This is a genomic window from Mesorhizobium sp. B2-4-13, assembly GCF_006658535.1.
GTDB lineage: Bacteria > Pseudomonadota > Alphaproteobacteria > Rhizobiales > Rhizobiaceae > Mesorhizobium > Mesorhizobium australicum.
This window is the reverse complement of record NZ_VFVB01000007.1, coordinates 1-18,028: the sequence shown is the minus strand read 5'-3', so window position 1 is coordinate 18,028 and position 18,028 is coordinate 1. Positions and strand designations below refer to the sequence as shown.

The following is an 18,028-nucleotide window of genomic DNA, read 5'->3' as shown; positions in this document are numbered from 1 at the left end:
AAGGCCGCCCGGTTGTTCCCGGACGGCCTTTGTTGCTTGGCCTGCGAAACGCTCTATTCCGCCGCCTTCGGGAAGCTGACTGCCGGCTCGGCGCCGACATCTGCCAGAGGCCCTTGGGACGAGATCTCGCCCTTGCCGCGCCGGAAGAGACGGCTGATTAAGCCGCGTCGCGCGCCGGGCTTGACCTTGGCGCGGGTGAACACCATCAGCATCGACGGCGTCACAACCAGCGTCAGGATGGTGGCGAAGGACAGGCCGAAGACGATCGCCGAGGACAGCGAAATCCACCATTGCGTCGACGGCGCATTGATCGTCGTCTCGTGATGGAAGATTTCGAGCCCAAGGCCAAAGGCGATCGGCAGCACGCCGAGAATCGCCGACACCGCCGTCAGCACAACCGGTCGCGCACGCTCGCGGCAGGTCTGCAGCACCGCGTCCATCTTGTCCCAGCCCTCCTCACGCAGCCGGTCGTAGGTGTCGATCAACACGATGTTGTTGTTCACCACCACGCCGGCCAGCGCGATGACGCCGATGCCCGACATGACGATGCCGAATGTCTCGCCTGTGATCAGCAGTCCGAGGAACACCCCGATTGTCGCCATGACGACGCAGGACAGCACCAGCCACACGCTGGTGAACTTGTTGAACTGCGCGAGCAGCACCAGGAAGATCAGGAAGATCGCCGCGCCGAATGCCTTGCTGAGGAAGGCGCTGGCTTCCGCGCTGTCCTCATTCGATCCGGCGAGCTTCCAGCGTATTCCGCTGCCCAGATTCATATCGGTGACGGCCCGGGTGACCTGCTGCTGGACTGCCGCGACCTGTTGGCCGGCGGCGACATTGGCCTGCACCACCACGGTTCGGGCACCGTCGATGCGGTTGAGGATGCCGACGCTCGGCTTCGCCTTGCGCACCACGAAGTTCGAGATCGGCACCGATCCTTGCGAGGTCTGCACCCTGAGCTCGTCCAGCGTCGACAGCGTGCGCCGGTCCTCCGGCAGACGCAGACGGATGTCGACCGCCTTGTCGGCGCCCGCCGGCCGATATTCCGAGAGCTTCAAACCATTGGTGACGAGCTGCACCACCGTCCCGACCGAGGTCGGGCTGATGCCGTACTGGGCTGCCTTGGCGCGATCGACCTCGAGTGCCCAGTCGACACCGGGCGGCGGCAAGCCATCGGAAATGTCGATGACACCCGGCACCTTGGCGATACGCGCCGCGACGGCGCGCGCCTTCTCGTCCAATCCCTTGGGGTCGACTGCCGAAAGCCTGATCTGGATCGGCTTGCCGGTCGGCGGGCCGGCTTCCGGCACGCGAACCTCGACATCGACGCCTGGTATGCCGGCCATGACGCCGCGCAGATCGTTCAGGATATCGTTCGCCGATTTGCGTTCGCGCCAGTCGATGAATTCGTACTGGATGACGCCGACGACATCCTCGGGCACATCCTGGCCGCCGCCGTCGGACTTGCCGACGCGGGTGTAGACCGACTTCACGCCGGGCCACCCAAGCAACCGGTTTTCGGCGATCTTGGTCGCCGTATCCATTTCGGCCAGCGAAAGGTTACCGCGGGCATGCACGTAAAGCAGGCCGTAGTCGGGTTCGACGCTCGGGAAGAATTCGACGCCGGCACCGTATTTTGAATAGCCAACGAAAATACCGGTCAGCAAGACGACGGTGAGCACCATCACGGTGATGGGAAAGCGCACCGCCTGCTTGACGACAGCCATGTACCAGCCGTCGCGATTGCCATCCTCGTGATGCTGCGGCGCCTTGGCGAATATAGCGCCCAGCGTCGGCGCGAAGACCAGCGCATAGAGCATCGAGGCCGACAGCGTGACGATCAGCGTGATCGGCATGTACTTCATGAAATCGCCGATGATGCCGGGCCAGAACAACAGCGGCGAGAAGGCGGCGATACGCGTCATCGTCGCGGCGATGACCGGGCCGGCCATGCGCCTGGCGGCAAGCGCGAAGGCTTCCTGCTTCGGCATGCCCTCGCTCATCCGTCGTTCGGCGAACTCGGTGACGATGATGGCGTCGTCGACCAGCATACCGACCGCCAGGATGAGGCTGAACAGCACGATCATGTTGATCGTGTAGCCCATCATGGCAAGCAGTAGGATACCGATTAGGAACGACGAGGGGATGGCCAGGCCGATGAGCAGCGAGGCACGGCCGGACAGCGCGTAGAGGATGACGATGAACACCAGGATGACGGCGATCATCACGTGGTTCTGCAGGTCACCCAGCAGCTGGTTGACGAAGACCGACTTGTCCTGCGTGTAGGTGACGTGCATGCCCTCGGGCATCGTCTTGACGAAGGTGTCAGACACCTCCCTGACCTTGGTCAGCGTATCGATCAGATTGGCGCCGATGCGCTTCTTGACTTCGATGGCGACGGCCGGCTTGCCGTTGAGGCGTGTGATCGTCGTCGCGTCGGCGAAGGTCGAGCGTATCGTCGCGATGTCCTTGGCCTGCACCACGGCATTGGGCCCGGCGACCACGGGAAGTGCCGCCACATCCTCGGGTGTCTCGATCAGCGACGGCACCTTGACGGCATATTTGCCTTCCGAGCCCTCGATATTGCCGGCGGCGACCAGGCTGTTGGAAGCACCGACAGCGCCGATCAGCTGGTCGAGCTGCAGGCCATAGGACGACAGCTTCATCGGATCGATGACGACCTCGACCAGATCGTCGCGCGAGCCCTGCAACGAGCCTTCGAGCACGCCGGGCACTTCCTCGATGCGATCACGCAGTTCGCGCGCCGCGGCCGCCAGCACGCGTTCGGGCAATTCGCCGGACAGCGTGACGACGAGCACCGGAAATTCGGAAATGTTGACCTCGGTGACGACAGGCTCCTCGGCCGCCTGCGGCAGGTCGGCCTTGCCGTCCTGCACCTTGGAGCGGGTGTCCTGCAGTGCCGTCGCCAGGTTCGTCTGCGGCTGGAACTCGACCAGAACGTAACCGCCGCCCTGGAAGGCGGCCGAGCGCATCTCCTTGAGGCCCTTCAAGCTTTTCAACTTGCTTTCCATCGGCCGCAGCAGAAGACGCTCGGAATCCTCCGGCGAAATGCCTTGATAGATCAGGCTGACATACATCATCGGAATCGGAACATCGGGTTCCGCTTCCTTCGGTGTCGACTGATAGGCGACCCAGCCTGCAATCAGCAGGAAGACCAGGACCGAGATGGTCAGGCGGGCATTGTTGATTGCGAGTCTGACGATATCCATGACTTATGCCTGTTGCTTCGGGAGTGGCGAACGGACTGACGTCGCCGGGCAGGGCCCGGCGCCGGCGTCGCTGCGCTACTGCGTCCCGGCGGTGGCTTCGCCGATCAGCTTGTTGATGGTCGCCTGGTCCGCCTCGACCGGCTTGACCTCGTCGCCTTCCTTCACCAGTTCCTGGCCGGCGACGATGATGCGCGCATCGGCCGGGATGCCGCCAAGCACGAGACCGGTCGGCGTATCGTCGACCAGATCGATCGGGAAGAACGCCACCTTGTTGTCCTTTCCGACGGCGCGGATGCCGAGATCGCCCTTGTCGCCGAGCGTCACCACCGAGCGCGGCAAAAGCACCGCGTCGGTCGGCAGCGCGCTGAGCTGGATTTCCGCCGTCATGCCGGCCGGCACCGAGCCATCGGCATTGGGGATGGCAATCTCGACACGGAAGGTGCGGGTCGCCGACGAGGCGTCGCGGCTGATATAGCGCACGGTGCCTTCGACGGTCTGGCCGCTGACCAGCCGAACGCTGGCCTTGTCGCCGATCTTGAGATAGCCGAGGTCGCGCTCGCTGATTTCGCCGCGCGCGATCACCGGGTCGAGCTTGAGGATCGTCGCCACCTCGCCGCCCTGCATGACGGAGCTGCCGAGTTCCACCGGCACCCGGTCGATGACGCCATCGAACGGTGCCTTGACCTCGTTGCGGTCGAGCTCGGCCTGCGCTGTATCCAGCTGGGATTGCGCCTGGGTCAGGTTGGAGCGGGCGGTGTCGAGCTGCAGCTTCGGCAAATTGCCTGTCTTGGCCAGACGCTCGGCGGCGTCGAGTTCGGCCTTGCGCTGCGCCACAAGCTGCTTGGCGTTGTCAACCATCGAGATCTTTTCCTCGGCGGCGAGCATCAGCACCAGGTCGCCGGTCTTGACGTGGTCGCCCTGCTTGACCGGCAGCTTGTCGATGACGCCGGCGACGCGGGTTGCCAGCACCGCGCGCTTGTCGGCTTCGGTCAGCCCGGAAATGCGAATGGCGCGCGCATAGGTCTTGCGCGGCGGCGTCACCACAGCGACGGTACGCAACGGGGCCTTCGGTTCGGCTTCCGCCGTCTTCGGCTTGCTCGCGTCCGGCATCTTGCCCTGCTCGGCTTCGGCTGCCTTGGCCTTGTTCGCCGCTACGCTGCCGACCGACGAGAACTCGCCTGTCGCCATCCACGCCGCGAACCCGATGAGCACAACAATGGCTGCAAGCTTGTGAAACCTGATTTTAGGCATCGTCATTTTTCCACTGCGGGTTCGGCCAGCACCGCGTCTGATGACGCGTGCGCGTCGCCGATATGGGTGCGCGCTCGACCGTGTTCAAATTGCCGTGATCGGCGAGCGCGCTTCTACATCAAAGTTGCATCGCAATATAGCCCCAAAGTTGCAGCAGCATTGCGTAGCCGAACAAGGTGTGGCCGCCATGAAACGGTACTTCGTCACTTGCCAGGCTACTTGGTGAAGCCGGCCGCCGGCTCACGATCCGGCTCTGAAACATCGTCCACCGGAGACCAGCGCGGCTCGCCACAGGCCCGTCCGGTCGTCTCCGAAATATAGCCGCGATCCGCATTGCGTCGCCGATCGAAGTGCAGGCACAAACCGACGATCCGCGTCAGTGTGATCGGCGAGGGGCAATGATCGAGACACCATAACACTCGACTAAAGGGCTGGAATTGTTCGAAAAAAAGGCACGGCAACCTTTCAGGTCAGGTTTGCCGCCGCCAAGGCCCCGAGGTCGAACCTGATGCTGAAAAACTCAACGCGCCCGCATTCTTACGCCTTGGACCATCGCGTCGCGATACGCGCGACATAGGGCTCGGCACGAGACAGGTGCGGGAACACCGAGTGTGTTTCGTCCCATTCGCAATTCGGGTCGAGCATTGCGCCCGATCCCTTCGGACGTCTTCCGCCCGGCATCATCTGACCGTTGGTGGCAACAGGCGTCAGCATGATGACGGCTCTTCCGCACGCCAAGGTTGCTGTCACGCCAGCAGCGCTGGACTACGCGCTGCTGCGGAGACCCCGCCATGCCGCCGGCGGGCTCAGGCCCGACGGCGCTCTGCCTCCGGATTCTTGCGAACGGCGAGAAACTCCTTCACGCGACGGCCCGGTGCTGGACCGCGGACCGGCTTGAAACCGTCGTCGAGTTCGCCCGAGAGATCGAGCGTGGCATGCTTGCCGACGGCAGCGTAATTCTCTTCAAGCCAGTCGCTGGCGGCGGTGCGGCCGAGGTCGCGCAGATAGGTCAGGAAGGCCCATTCGGCATTGACCTTCGAGGATGCCGACAGATCCTTGAACGCCTCGTCGGCATCGATGCGGTGCATGCGGATGTCCCGGTATTCGCCATGCGGCAGACGCCCGGCGGCGATCAGTTCCTTGACGAAGGCGATCGAGCGGAATTCGCGCAGCAGCCCGGCATTGAAGGTGATCTCGTCGATGCGGTTCTGGATCTCGTTGGCGCTTCTCGGTGTTCCCTCGCGCACCACCGGGTTGATCTGCACCAGAAGCACGTCCTCGGTCGCCGCCGTCTTGAAGAATGGATAGAGCGCCGGATTGCCGCCATAGCCACCATCCCAATAGGGCACGCCCTTGATCTCGACAGCACGGAACAATTGCGGCAGGCAGGCCGAGGCCATCACTGTGTCGAGATCGATCTCGCCATCGGAAAACACTCGCAACTGCCCTGTCTCGACATTGGTGGCGGAGATGAACAGTTCCATCGGCTTGCAGGCATGGACATTCCCGAAATCGATCTCCTGCGCGACGACGTCGCGCAGCGGATTGAGGCCGAGCGGGTTGGCGACATAGGGCGAGAATACCCGCGACATGGTGTCGAAGAAGACATAGCCCGGCGTGTTCTCGATCGACCAATTGCCCCAGGCGACATCCCACGGCATGCGTTGCACCGGGCTGAACCGTCCCTTCGCCGCCACCGCGCGCCAGAAATCGTCCAGCTTCTTGCGCGCGCCCTCGACCGCGCCTCTGACAAAACCGTCAGCCAGCGCCACCGCGTTCATCGCGCCGGCACTGGTACCGGACACCGCCGATATCTCCAGCCTGCCATCCTCCAGCAGCCGGTCGAGCACGCCCCAGGAAAAGGCGCCATGCGAGCCGCCACCCTGGAGAGCGATGTTGATCTTCTTCTTTTCCTCCGCCTTGCCGTTCTTCGTCATGGCGTTCCTGTCATCCTGATACGCCAGCCCGCCCCCCACGTCATTCGAAGGAAGCAGCTATCGCCAGCTTATGTTGCAGTGCAGCATATAAGGATGGGCCAAGGCAAGAACACGAACACGCTCGCGTGATCACATGAAATTTCGGTCATGCGAAAGCCAATCGCTGCATGCGGAGAGACCGCGGCTTTCGAAACAGACATGAAGCCAGGCAAATGGGCGCTAGGCGACGAGGTCCGGCACAGGCCCGATATAGCGTGACTGCGGACGGATCAGCCGTCCGGTGGTCTGCTGCTCGCGCGCGTGCGCGACCCACCCGGCGACGCGTCCGGCTGCGAAGACATTGCTGAACGCCTCGGGCGGAAACCCTGCCGCTTCCAGCACCAGTGCGGTGTAGAATTCGACATTGGTCTGCAGCGAACGCTGCGGCTTGGCGACCCGGAGCACGTCGAGCGCGGTTTGCTCGACCGTCTCGGCGAAAGCCAGCCGCCTGCCGGTGTCGCCCTCACCGCCAAGCTTGCGCACCACCGCTTTCAGGACATCGGCACGCGGATCGCGCACGCGGTAGATGCGGTGACCGAAGCCCATGATGCGTTCGCCATGCGCGATCTCGTCGCGCAGCCAGGTGGCCGCATCGCCATGCGCGGCGATGGCGTCGAGCATCTCGATGACCGGGCCGGGCGCGCCGCCATGCAGCGGCCCCTTGAGCGCTCCAAGCCCGGCTAGCACCGACGATGTCAGGCCCGCCAGGGTCGAAGCGACGACGCGGGTGGCGAAGGTCGAGGCATTGAGGCCATGATCGCAAACGGTCACCAGATACGTGTCGAGCGCGTTTGCCAATGCCGGCGACGGGACCGATCCCCTGAGCATCCGCAACATGTCGGTGGCATGATCCGCCTTGCCGTCGGGTGCGATCGGCTGCTCGCCGCGCCGCAGGCGCAGCAAGGCCGGCGTCAGCACCGCCGGCGCAGCGATCAGCCGCAAGGCGTCCGCCAGCGTTTCGCCATCCGGCAGCAAGGCGATGCCGGCGCGCATGGCGCTGTAGATTTCGAGCGGCGCCAGCAGGCGCAGCGAAGGCGCGAGCCGGTCGAAGACCTCGGTGCGTGCCCCGCCTAACCTTGCCGCCAGTTCGGCGTCACCGGGCAGATCGTCGAAGAAGCCGTCCAGCAGCAGGCGGACGACCCGGGCGTAACTCCATCGTCCAGCCAAGTCCCCAAGCGAATGGCCTCGGATCGTCAGGCGGCCGCCCAGGCCATCCACGTCGGACAGCACGGTTTCGGCCGCCACCACCTCATCGAGCCCGTTCGCCATGGCCTTGTCTCCTTGAAGCTTTTCCTGGTGGGAGATAAGGATGGGCGCCATAAGCATCAATCTTGATCAATAGAATCAATATCCGAGCTCGATATGTCCGAATGGTTGTCGCGGGAAGAGGCGCTGGAAAGGCTCCGGGTGAGGCCGCAGACGCTCTATGCCTATGTCAGCCGCGGCCGCATCGGCATGCGCCCGGATCGGGCCGATCCGCGCCGCAGCCAGTACCGCGCCGACGACATCGCGGCGCTGGCAACGCGAAGGGCGCGCGGGCGCAGCCCCTCGGCCATTGCCGAAAGCGCGATCGCCTGGGGCGAGCCGTCGCTCGTCACCGCGATCTCGACCGTCTGGCACGGCAACCTCATCTATCGGGGCCGGGATGCCGTTGCGCTGTCCGACCATGCCACGCTGGAAGAAACCGCTGGACTGCTCTGGGCTCTGTCCGGCCCGGTCCATTTCGAAGCATCACCACCAGATGCGCCGCGCCCGACCGGCCGCGCCCAGGCGTTCGTGCAACTCGCTTTGCTTGCCGGCCAGGCGCGGTCTTCGCTTGGACGAAATGCTGCCTCGCTGTGCACTGATGCCGCACGCGCGATCGGTGTGCTGGCCAGCGCCCTCGGTGCCGAGGCGGGGCCGGAACCGGTGCACCAGCGATTGGCGCGGGGCTGGTCGGTGGACGATGAAGGCGCGGATGCGATCCGGCGTGCGCTTGTGCTGCTTGCCGATCACGAACTCAACGCGTCGACCTTCGCGGCCCGCGTCGCCGCCTCGACCGGAGCCTCGCCCGCCGCTTGTCTGCTGGCCGGCCTGACGACACTGTCAGGTCCCCGCCACGGCGGCGCCGGCGAAGCCGTGATGCAACTCGCCGAAGACGCGGGACGGCATGGTGCCGATGCCGCGATCCGGCACTGGCTTGGCCACGACCGGCCACTGCCGGGATTCGGCCACCAGCTCTATTCCGAGGGCGATCCCCGGGCCACGGCGCTTCTGGCGGCCTTCGACAACACCGATGAAACATTGCGGTCGCTGGAAACCGCCGCCATGGCGGCGACCGGCGCCCAACCGAATATCGATTTTGCCCTGGCCGTGCTGGCGCGCAGCCTTGGCTTGCCGCGCGATGCACCGTTCCACCTCTTCGCGCTTGGACGCAGCGTCGGCTGGGCGGCACATCTGGTCGAACAGATCGTGACCGGCAGCATCATCCGGCCGCGCGGCCGCTATGAGGGATTGCTGCCGTAAATCGCGTGAGCGCTATGCGCTCACGACATCGTATCGAGCTTGCGCTGCATGGCCGCGATCTGGTCCTTCAACTGCTGCAGATCGTCGGACTTCTCCGGCGCTTCCTTCCTGGCCGGCTCGGCGGGGGCCGCTGCCGGTGCCGAGCCGGCGGGCGGAAAAGGCGTGAACAGCCGCATCGCGTTCTGGAACATTTCCATGTTTCGGCGCGTCTGTTCTTCCAGCGCCTTGATCGGCGTCGCCATCTTCATCACGTCCAGTGGCGACTTGCCGATGGCGCCCTTCATCTGCTCGCGGAACCGCTCTTGTTCCTTGGAGAAGGCGATCATCGATTGCTCGAGGAAACTCGGCACGATCATCTGCATCTGGTCGCCGTAGAAGGCGATCAGCTGGCGCAGGAACGGGATCGGCAGCATGTTCTGCCCGTCCTTGTTCTCCAGCTCGAAGATGATCTGGGTCAGCACCGGATGCGTGATGTCGTCGCCGGTCTTGGCGTCCTGGACGGTGAACTCCTCGCCCTTCTTGACCATCTCGGCCAGATCCTCGAGCGTCACATACGTACTCGTCCCCGTATTATAGAGGCGGCGATTGGCGTATTTCTTGATAATGATAGGGTCGTCTTTTGCGGCCATCTGCATCCTCCCCGGATCCCGGCACGCCTGAGTAAGCAGCCGGTAACGATTGCGCCCTTTTTGAGGATATGCGCAAAAGCCCTACAATTCCAAGCAGTTTGTGCACTGCGGGATCATATAATGCTGCATAGCAGGCAAAATATGCTGCGCGGCAGCGACCGGACCGCCGACACCACGATGCGCGGCCCGCTTGCGGCGCATCGGCGCCATGCCGATTTCCGGTTTGACTTGGGGGTGGGAAAGGGCAAAAAAGTCCTCAACGGCACAACAACACCCTTGAAGTCTGGAGAAGAAAATGTCCGCTTCCATTGTCATTGCCAGCGCCGCGCGCACGGCTGTAGGCTCCTTCAACGGCGCCTTCGCCGCCACGCCCGCGCATGAGCTCGGCGCCGTCGTCGTGCAGGAACTTTTGGCGCGTGCCGGGGTCGAACCGGCCGAGATCGACGAGGTCATCCTCGGCCAGGTGCTGACCGCGGCGCAAGGCCAGAACCCGGCCCGCCAGGCCTCGATCCTTGCCGGACTGCCCAAGGAAACCACCGCCTGGGGCCTCAACCAGGTTTGCGGTTCGGGCCTGCGCGCCATCGCGCTCGGCATGCAGCAGATCGCCACCGGCGACGCCAAGGTAATCATTGCCGGCGGCCAGGAATCGATGTCGCTGTCGCCGCACGCCGAGCACCTGCGCGCCGGCGTCAAGATGGGCGACTACAAGATGATCGACACCATGATCAAGGACGGGCTGTGGGACGCCTTCAATGGCTACCACATGGGCAACACCGCCGAGAACGTCGCCCGCCAGTTCCAGATCACCCGCGACGACCAGGACCAGTTCGCACTGGCCTCCCAGAACAAGGCCGAGGCCGCGCAGAAGGCGGGCAAGTTCAAGGACGAGATCGTCGCCTTCACCATCAAGGGCAAGAAGGGCGATACGGTTGTCGATCAGGACGAATACATCCGCCACGGCGCCACGATCGATGCCATGACCAAGCTGAAGCCGGCCTTCGACAAGGATGGCACGGTGACCGCCGCCAATGCCTCCGGCATCAATGACGGTGCCGCCGGCGCGCTGCTGATGAGCGAAGCGGAAGCCGCAAGGCGTGGCATCACCCCGCTGGCGCGCATCGCCTCCTGGGCGACCGCCGGCGTCGATCCGGCGATCATGGGCACCGGACCCATTCCCGCTTCACGCAAGGCCTTGGAACGGGCCGGTTGGTCGGCAGGGGATCTCGACCTTGTCGAGGCCAATGAGGCGTTCGCCGCACAGGCCTGCGCCGTCAACAAGGACATGGGCTGGGATCCCTCGATCGTCAACGTCAATGGCGGCGCCATCGCCATCGGCCACCCGATCGGCGCCTCGGGCGCCCGCATCTTCAACACGCTGGTCTTCGAAATGCGCCGACGCGGCGCCAAGAAGGGGCTGGCCACCCTATGCATCGGCGGCGGCATGGGCGTCGCCATGTGCGTGGAGGCTTTCTGATAGACTTTGGACGGGCGGCGCAAGCCGCCCGTTTCACATGTGGTGCCTGTCGTAAATCCAGTGCCTGCCAAGCCCGACAACAGGGCGATTTCAAAAGGGGAAATGCATGACCAAGGTTGCAATCGTCACGGGTGGATCGCGTGGCATCGGCGCGGCGATCTCGATCGCTTTGAAGAACGCCGGCTATTCGGTTGCCGCGAACTACGCCGGCAATGACGAGGCGGCGGCGAAGTTCAAGGCGCAGACCGGCATTCCGGTCTACAAATGGTCGGTCGCCGACTATGACGCTTGCGCGGCCGGTATCAAACAAGTCGAGGCCGACCTCGGCCCTGTCTCGGTGCTGGTCAACAATGCCGGCATCACCCGCGACGCCATGTTCCACAAGATCACCCGCGAGCAGTGGAAAGAGGTGATCGATACCAATCTGTCCGGTGTCTTCAACATGACCCATCCGCTGTGGGGCGGCATGCGCGACCGCAAGTTCGGCCGCGTCATCACCATCTCCTCGATCAACGGCCAGAAGGGCCAGGCCGGTCAGGTCAATTACTCCGCCGCCAAGGCCGGCGACATCGGCTTCTCGAAGGCGCTCGCCCAGGAAGGCGCCCGCGCGGGCATCACCGTCAACGTCATCTGCCCTGGCTACATCGCCACCGAGATGGTCAAGGCAATCGACGAAAAGGTGCTCAACGAGCGCATCATCCCGCAAATCCCCGTGGGTCGCCTTGGCGAACCGGAAGAGATCGCGCGCTGCGTGGTCTTCCTCGCTTCGCAAGATGCCGGTTTCATCACCGGCTCGACCCTCACCGCCAATGGCGGCCAGTACTTCGTCTGAGACGTCTGCTCGCGCAGTCCAACGCTGCGGATTCATGCGTACCCTGCGATAAGCGGACCGGAAAATCGGTCCGCTTCCAAATGGCGCCTGACTCTTGGAAGACATCGCTGTGACGCAATGCCCCAATCCGGCACGCAAAGCTTAATGCCGATAAGCGCGTCTGTGCGAACCCTGTGATCAAGCCTGTGGATTCTCGGTGGATAAGCTGTTCACAACACAAGATATTGGGGGAACAAAAAGAGAAAATACGGCCGGCGCTGCTTTGTCGCCGATTCGTTCCGGCTTTGAGCCCAATGTTAAGATTAATGGCCGCGATAAGCTGCTATTCTTTAACGTCGAGTTTAGAAAGATTAACAGTTTCATAAGTTTAACGGGGCGCGCACCGTATCGCCCTCATCGTTCCCGGCGAAAGTTAACGGAAGGACCCGCCCAGCATAAAACGGGCCAGTTCGGCGATTCAGCATGTGGTGAGACTCGTGGAAACAAAATCCATATCTAGCCGTGAACAAAAGCTGAATCTGACGGAGTCGCCGATTCGTCGCTGATTCGTTCCAGACTCGTTCCAACTGTTAAGCAGGGGCTGATTTGCGGAGTGAGACGGGCGTCTCCGGAACCCTGCCGGAACATTCTGCTTTCGCTTCGCGCCCGAAATCCCTATGTGTCGGCTGTCATACGCGCCGTCCTGGCACGCTCCCGACCACGAGAGGCCAGAAAGCCTTATTTCCGAGCCGATGAACATCCAGCCGAAACACACCGAGCCGCTGATCCTGTCGGGCCGCGACGTGACCGCCGTGCTTGGGCCGACCAACACCGGCAAGACCCATCTCGCCATCGAGCGCATGGTGGCGCACGAAACCGGTGTCATCGGCCTGCCGCTGAGGCTGCTGGCCCGCGAGGTCTACACGCGCGTCTGCGAAAAGGTCGGTGCCAACAAAGTGGCGCTGATCACCGGCGAGGAGAAGATCCAGCCGCCGGGCGCCAGATATTCGGTCTGCACCGTCGAAGCCATGCCGCGTGAAACCGACGCCGCCTTTGTTGCCATCGACGAGGTGCAACTGGCCGGCGACCTCGAGCGCGGCCATATCTTCACCGACCGCATCCTGCATCTGCGCGGCCGCCAGGAGACGCTGCTGCTTGGCGCGGCCACCATGCACGGCATTCTCCAGCGGCTGCTGAAAGGCATCTCCGTCGTGACGCGGCCGCGGCTGTCGCATCTCGCCTATTCCGGCTCCAAGAAACTGACCCGCTTGCCACGGCGCACCGCGATCGTCGCCTTCTCCGCCGACGAGGTCTATGCCATCGCCGAACTCATCCGCCGCCAGCAGGGTGGTGCGGCCGTCGTGCTCGGGGCGCTGTCGCCCCGCACCCGCAACGCCCAGGTGGCGCTGTTCCAGTCGGGCGATGTCGACTACCTCATTGCCACCGACGCGATCGGCATGGGCCTCAACCTCGACCTCGACCATGTCGCCTTCGCCCAGAACCGCAAGTTCGACGGCTACCAGTACCGCAATCTGACGGCGGCCGAACTCGGCCAGATCGCCGGCCGCGCCGGCCGGCATCTGCGTGACGGCACGTTCGGCGTCACCGGCCAAGTCGATCCGCTGGACGAGGACCTCGTCCAGAAGATCGAGGGCCATGACTTCGACCCGGTGAAGGTGCTGCAGTGGCGCACCGCCCAATTCGATTTCGCCAGCCTCGATGCGCTGAAGCGCTCGATCGAGACCAACGCCCCGGTCGAGGGCCTGACACGCGCGCTGCCGGCCGTCGATGCGCAAGCGCTCGAACATCTCTCCCGCGACGAAGACATCCGCGCGCTCGCCACCAACGCCAAGCGCGTGGCGCTGCTGTGGGAAGCCTGCGCCCTGCCCGACTATCGCAAGATCGCGCCTGCCCAGCATGCCGACCTCATCGCCTCGATCTACATGGACCTCGCCCGGCAGGGCCATGTCGACGAGAACTACATGGCCGAACAGGTGCGCCGCGCCGACACCACCGAGGGCGACATCGACACGCTGTCGCACCGCATAGCCCAGATCCGCACCTGGACATTCGTGTCGAACCGGCCCGGCTGGCTGGCCGATCAGGCACACTGGCAGGAAAAGACGCGCGAAATCGAAGACAGATTGTCGGATGCGCTGCATGAGCGGTTGACGAAACGCTTCGTAGACCGCAGGACTTCCGTCCTCATGCGGCGCCTTAGAGAAAATACCATGCCTGAAGCCGAAATCAGTCCTACCGGAACCGTCCTTGTCGAAGGCCATCATGTCGGCGAGTTGCAAGGGTTCCGCTTCACCGCCGACCAGACCGCCGGCGGCGAAGACGCCAAGGCCGTGCGCACTGCCGCGCAAAAGGCGCTTGCCGCCGAGTTCGAGGCACGCGCGGAGCGCTTCGGCGCCTGCGCCAATGGCGATCTCGCGCTCGGTTCGGACGGCACGCTGCGCTGGATCGGCGCGCCGATAGGCACGCTGGTCTCGGGCGAAGACGCGCTGAAGCCGCGCCTGGTGTTGCTGGCTGACGAACAGCTGACGGGCCCGGCGCGCGACAAGGTCGCGGCGCGCGCCGAACGCTTCGTCAATTTCCAGATCGAGTCGTTGTTGAAGCCGCTGGTCGATCTGAAAAATGCCGAGCAGATTTCCGGCATCGGCCGTGGCATCGCTTTCCAGCTGGTCGAGAATTTCGGCCTCATCAACCGTCGTGACATCGCCGAAGAGATGAAATCCTTGGACCAGGAAGGCCGCGCGGCGCTGCGCCGGCTTGGCGTCCGCTTCGGCGCCTACCACGTGTTCGTGCCGGCGCTGATCAAGCCGGCACCCGCCGGGCTGGTGACGCTGCTGTGGGCGTTGAAGAACGACGGCAAGGACAAGCCAGGCTTCGGCGACGTCGTCCACGCGCTGGCGTCGGGCCGCACCTCTGTTGTCATCGACCCGGCCTTCGACAAGGCCTTCTACAAGCTCGCTGGCTACCGCAATCTCGGCCGCCGCGCCGTGCGCATCGACATTCTGGAGCGGCTGGCCGACCTGATCCGCCCGGCGACCAACTGGAAGCCCGGCCTTGGCCAGCGTCCGGACGGCGCCTATGACGGCCAGTCCTTCATGGTGACGCCGCCGATGATGTCGATCCTTGGCGCCACCGCCGACGACATGGAAGAGATCCTCAAGGGTCTTGGCTATCGCGCCGAGCCGAAGCCGGCCGCGGAAGTCAAGGCACGGCTGGAAGCGCAGGACAATGCCGCGCGGGAAGCCGCCGCGGCCAGGCAGGCAGCCGAAGAAGCAGCCCGCGCGGAACAAGCCAAGGCGGCGGAAGAGGCGGCTTCGCCGGCCGCCGAGGGAGTTGAACTGGTGCCGGATGCGGCAACCGACGTGGAGACGGAGGTTCCAGCCGAAGTCGCCGCCGACGCGCCGGTGGAAGCTGTCGCGCAAGAGCAGGCGGAAGCCACCGCTGAAGTTGCGGAGGAACCTGTAGAAGCCGCCGAGCCGGCGCCGGTTGAGCCGCGGGCCGAACCTGAAACTGCCGAGGTAGACGCGGCACCCACGGAGGAAACCGCAGCGGCGGAGCCCGCCGTCGAAGCCTCCGCGTCGACTGAAGCCGCCGAACCGGCTGCAGTGGCGGAAGCCGCCGGCGAACCCGTGCCGGAAGCCGAAGCGCCAAAGCCGATCCTGCTGTGGCGCCAAGGTCGCTTCGACCAGCGTCCGCGTCATCGCGACGGCCGCAACAACCGGCCGCAAAACGGACAGGCGCGCGGCCGAAGCAACGCGCCGGCCGGCGGCGAACAGGCAACAGCCGCGCCCGCGGACCGTCCCACACACGAAGGACGCCGCGACGGCGCCGGAAAGCCGCGCTTCGACCGCTCGAAGTTCAAGCCCAAGCCGCAAGCTGAGGGCGCTGAGCGCCGCGACGGCCGCCCGCAGGGCGAGCGTCCCGAGCGCCGAGAAGGCCGGCTAGACTGGAAGGGCGGCAGACCGGAAGGCAAGGGTGCCGATCGCGGCGGAAAGCCCGCTTTCCAGCCCAAGCCGCGCGAGGAGCGCCCGGTGCGTTTCGATCCGGACTCACCCTTCGCCAAGCTCGCCGCCTTGCGCGACCAATTGAAGAAGTAAACTCGCATCGATGGTTGCTGAAGGCCGTCAGCGCATCGACAAATGGCTGTTCTTCTCGCGCGCGGTGAAATCGCGCTCGCTGGCGGCCAAATTGGTGGTCGCCGGCCGCGTGCGCATCAATCGCGACAAAGCAGCGCAGGCCTCCGATCTGGTCAAGCCAGGCGACGTGCTGACCATCACGCTCGACCGGCGTATTTTCGTCTGGAAGGTGCTCGGCGCTGGCGCGCGGCGTGGCCCGTCCGAGGAAGCCCGCACCCTTTATCAAGACATGTCGCCCCCGCCCGCACCAAAGGGGCGACGCCCCGCCCGACGCTATCGCGGCGCTGCGCGAGGCAGGTAGCGGCCGGCCGACCAAAAAAGAGCGTCGCCAGACCGACCGATTGCGCGACGAAGATTGAGCCTGCCGATCGACGCAGATGTGCGCTCCCGCGGCAACGGCAACTAAAACAGATTTTGCACCGGCAAACGAAGGTCGGCGAGGGGTGTGGGACCGTCGCGGCACCGCCGACCTGAAATTCAATTCCCAAACTCTGGCGCCGCTGGGAATGGCTACCCTTGCAAGCAGCCCATAAAGGCGTTACCTCACGGAAAAAGCCAACAAAAACGGGACGTCCCGGAGCCGACCGATGACCTATGTCGTGACCGACAACTGCATCAAATGCAAATATATGGACTGCATCGAGGTCTGTCCGGTCGACTGTTTCTACGAAGGCGAGAACATGCTCGTCATCCATCCCGACGAGTGCATCGACTGCGGCGTCTGCGAGCCGGAATGCCCGGCCGACGCGATCAAGCCCGACACCGAGTCCGGCCTCGACAAATGGCTGCAGATCAACACCGAATATGCCGATAAATGGCCCAACATCACCGCCAAGAAGGAGCCGCCGGCCGACGCCAAGAGCTTCGACGGCGAGGCCGGCAAATTCGAGAAATACTTCTCCGCCGAGCCCGGCGAAGGCGATTGACAACACCGCTGTAAAGGCTTGTATGACGCAGCGTAACAGGCACGCCGGATTAACCGCCTTGACAGGCGGCGATTGGTTGTGGCCTTCGCTTACGCAGCAAAACCTTGATTCTTCCGACTTTTTGTGTTACATCAGCGAAACATGCCGGTGACACAACGTCGATTTATGGCGCAGACGCCCCAAATCACTGAAAGGTGAAAATCCCATTCCGGACCAGAGCGATCTGGGCCAGGCGGTCGCAATTCTTGCGGTTTGCCGGTCCCGGCTTTTCCGGTGGGTCATCTGTTGTGCGGCTAATGATCGGTGACCCCGATCACGTGAGTTCAGCCGGCACCGCCGCCGGCCCACAACAAGGAGTTCAGGGCGTAATGGCAACGATCACCCCGCAGAAGAAGTCCACAGCTGCACGTCACGGTTTCAAGACCGGCGAGTTCATCGTCTATCCGGCGCATGGCGTCGGCCAGATCGTCTCGATCGACGAGCAGGAAGTGGCTGGCCACAAGCTGGAACTGTTCGTCATCGACTTCCAGAAGGACAAAATGCGCCTGAAAGTGCCGGTCGCCAAGGCGACCTCGATCGGCATGCGCAAGCTGTCGGAAGAGGATTATGTCGAGCGCGCGCTGAAGGTCGTGCAGGGCCGCGCCCGCGTCAAGCGCACCATGTGGTCGCGCCGCGCCCAGGAATATGATGCCAAGATCAATTCGGGCGACCTGATCTCGATCTCGGAAGTCGTGCGCGACCTCTATCGCGCCGACAACCAGCCGGAGCAGTCCTATTCCGAACGCCAGCTCTACGAGGCGGCACTCGACCGCATGGCCCGCGAGATCGCGGCCGTCAACCGCATGTCGGAAACCGAAGCCGTGCGCCTGATCGAGGTCAACCTCAACAAAGGCCCCAAGCGTGGCGCCAAGGCCGACAATGAGGAAGCCGAGCAGGAAGAAGCTGCCTGAGCTTTTTCGTATTCAAGTTGACGAAAACCCGGCCTCGCGCCGGGTTCAGACTGCTGACAAACCCCGTCAATTTTGGCGGGGTTTTGTTTTTATGGTTTGAATGGGCTGGTTATTTCGGTGTC

At 64.0% G+C, this 18,028-nt stretch carries 14 protein-coding genes and 1 pseudogene; 8 read left to right on the top strand and 7 right to left on the bottom strand.

Annotation, left to right across the window (positions count from 1 at the left end):
* Positions 1 to 53: 53 nt before the first annotated feature.
* From FJ936_RS19340 to FJ936_RS19325, 5 genes are all read right to left on the bottom strand, one after another.
* On the bottom strand, positions 54 to 3,230 hold the full coding sequence (locus tag FJ936_RS19340) for an efflux RND transporter permease subunit (RefSeq protein ID WP_141906870.1): 3,177 nt from the start codon (positions 3,228 to 3,230) through the stop codon (positions 54 to 56).
* A 75-nt stretch (positions 3,231 to 3,305) separates the two neighbouring features.
* On the bottom strand, positions 3,306 to 4,481 hold the full coding sequence (locus FJ936_RS19335) for an efflux RND transporter periplasmic adaptor subunit (protein ID WP_141906869.1): 1,176 nt from the start codon (positions 4,479 to 4,481) through the stop codon (positions 3,306 to 3,308).
* Between the two features lie 537 nt (positions 4,482 to 5,018).
* Positions 5,019 to 5,195 (bottom strand): hypothetical protein, encoded by a 177-nt coding sequence (locus tag FJ936_RS30550; RefSeq protein WP_181171373.1) that lies wholly within the window; start codon positions 5,193 to 5,195, stop codon positions 5,019 to 5,021.
* Between the two features lie 92 nt (positions 5,196 to 5,287).
* A complete protein-coding gene (locus FJ936_RS19330; protein WP_141906868.1) occupies positions 5,288 to 6,418 on the bottom strand; it encodes a patatin-like phospholipase family protein in 1,131 nt (376 codons plus the stop codon).
* Positions 6,419 to 6,637: 219 nt separating this feature from the next.
* Positions 6,638 to 7,726, bottom strand: coding sequence for a citrate synthase/methylcitrate synthase (locus tag FJ936_RS19325; protein WP_140791692.1), 1,089 nt, complete (start codon positions 7,724 to 7,726; stop codon positions 6,638 to 6,640).
* A gap of 93 nt (positions 7,727 to 7,819) precedes the next feature.
* Between FJ936_RS19325 and FJ936_RS19320 the strand changes: the two genes are divergently transcribed.
* Positions 7,820 to 8,962: a citrate synthase gene (locus FJ936_RS19320; protein WP_140791694.1), complete on the top strand. Its 1,143-nt coding sequence runs from the start codon at positions 7,820 to 7,822 to the stop codon at positions 8,960 to 8,962.
* 20 nt (positions 8,963 to 8,982) lie between these two features.
* On the opposite strand, the gene phaR is transcribed toward FJ936_RS19320, so the two are convergent.
* On the bottom strand, positions 8,983 to 9,591 hold the full coding sequence (gene phaR / locus FJ936_RS19315) for a polyhydroxyalkanoate synthesis repressor PhaR (protein ID WP_015315307.1): 609 nt from the start codon (positions 9,589 to 9,591) through the stop codon (positions 8,983 to 8,985).
* A gap of 81 nt (positions 9,592 to 9,672) precedes the next feature.
* Positions 9,673 to 9,900 carry a hypothetical protein gene (locus tag FJ936_RS19310; RefSeq protein ID WP_140616661.1) on the bottom strand — a complete coding sequence of 76 codons (228 nt, stop codon included), beginning with the start codon at positions 9,898 to 9,900 and terminating at the stop codon, positions 9,673 to 9,675.
* On the opposite strand from FJ936_RS19310, the gene FJ936_RS19305 reads away from it, so the two are divergent.
* From FJ936_RS19305 to FJ936_RS19275, 7 genes and pseudogenes are all read left to right on the top strand, one after another.
* Entirely contained in the window at positions 9,887 to 11,065 is a 1,179-nt protein-coding gene (locus FJ936_RS19305; protein WP_015315306.1) for an acetyl-CoA C-acetyltransferase, read from the top strand. The genes FJ936_RS19310 and FJ936_RS19305 overlap by 14 nt on opposite strands.
* Before the next feature lie 106 nt (positions 11,066 to 11,171).
* Positions 11,172 to 11,897 (top strand): acetoacetyl-CoA reductase, encoded by a 726-nt coding sequence (gene phbB / locus FJ936_RS19300; RefSeq protein WP_015315305.1) that lies wholly within the window; start codon positions 11,172 to 11,174, stop codon positions 11,895 to 11,897.
* A gap of 196 nt (positions 11,898 to 12,093) precedes the next feature.
* Positions 12,094 to 12,396, top strand: coding sequence for a hypothetical protein (locus FJ936_RS19295; RefSeq protein WP_140822543.1), 303 nt, complete (start codon positions 12,094 to 12,096; stop codon positions 12,394 to 12,396).
* 232 nt (positions 12,397 to 12,628) lie between these two features.
* Positions 12,629 to 15,991 carry a helicase-related protein gene (locus FJ936_RS19290; protein WP_141906867.1) on the top strand — a complete coding sequence of 1,121 codons (3,363 nt, stop codon included), beginning with the start codon at positions 12,629 to 12,631 and terminating at the stop codon, positions 15,989 to 15,991.
* Between the two features lie 10 nt (positions 15,992 to 16,001).
* A pseudogene (locus FJ936_RS19285) lies at positions 16,002 to 16,389 on the top strand (RNA-binding S4 domain-containing protein).
* Positions 16,390 to 16,617: 228 nt separating this feature from the next.
* The gene (gene fdxA, locus FJ936_RS19280; protein WP_015315302.1) at positions 16,618 to 16,956 is read left to right on the top strand and encodes a ferredoxin FdxA; all 339 of its coding nucleotides are present in this window, start codon (positions 16,618 to 16,620) and stop codon (positions 16,954 to 16,956) included.
* A 368-nt stretch (positions 16,957 to 17,324) separates the two neighbouring features.
* Positions 17,325 to 17,906 carry a CarD family transcriptional regulator gene (locus FJ936_RS19275; RefSeq protein WP_015315301.1) on the top strand — a complete coding sequence of 194 codons (582 nt, stop codon included), beginning with the start codon at positions 17,325 to 17,327 and terminating at the stop codon, positions 17,904 to 17,906.
* The last annotated feature ends 122 nt before the right edge of the window (positions 17,907 to 18,028 follow it).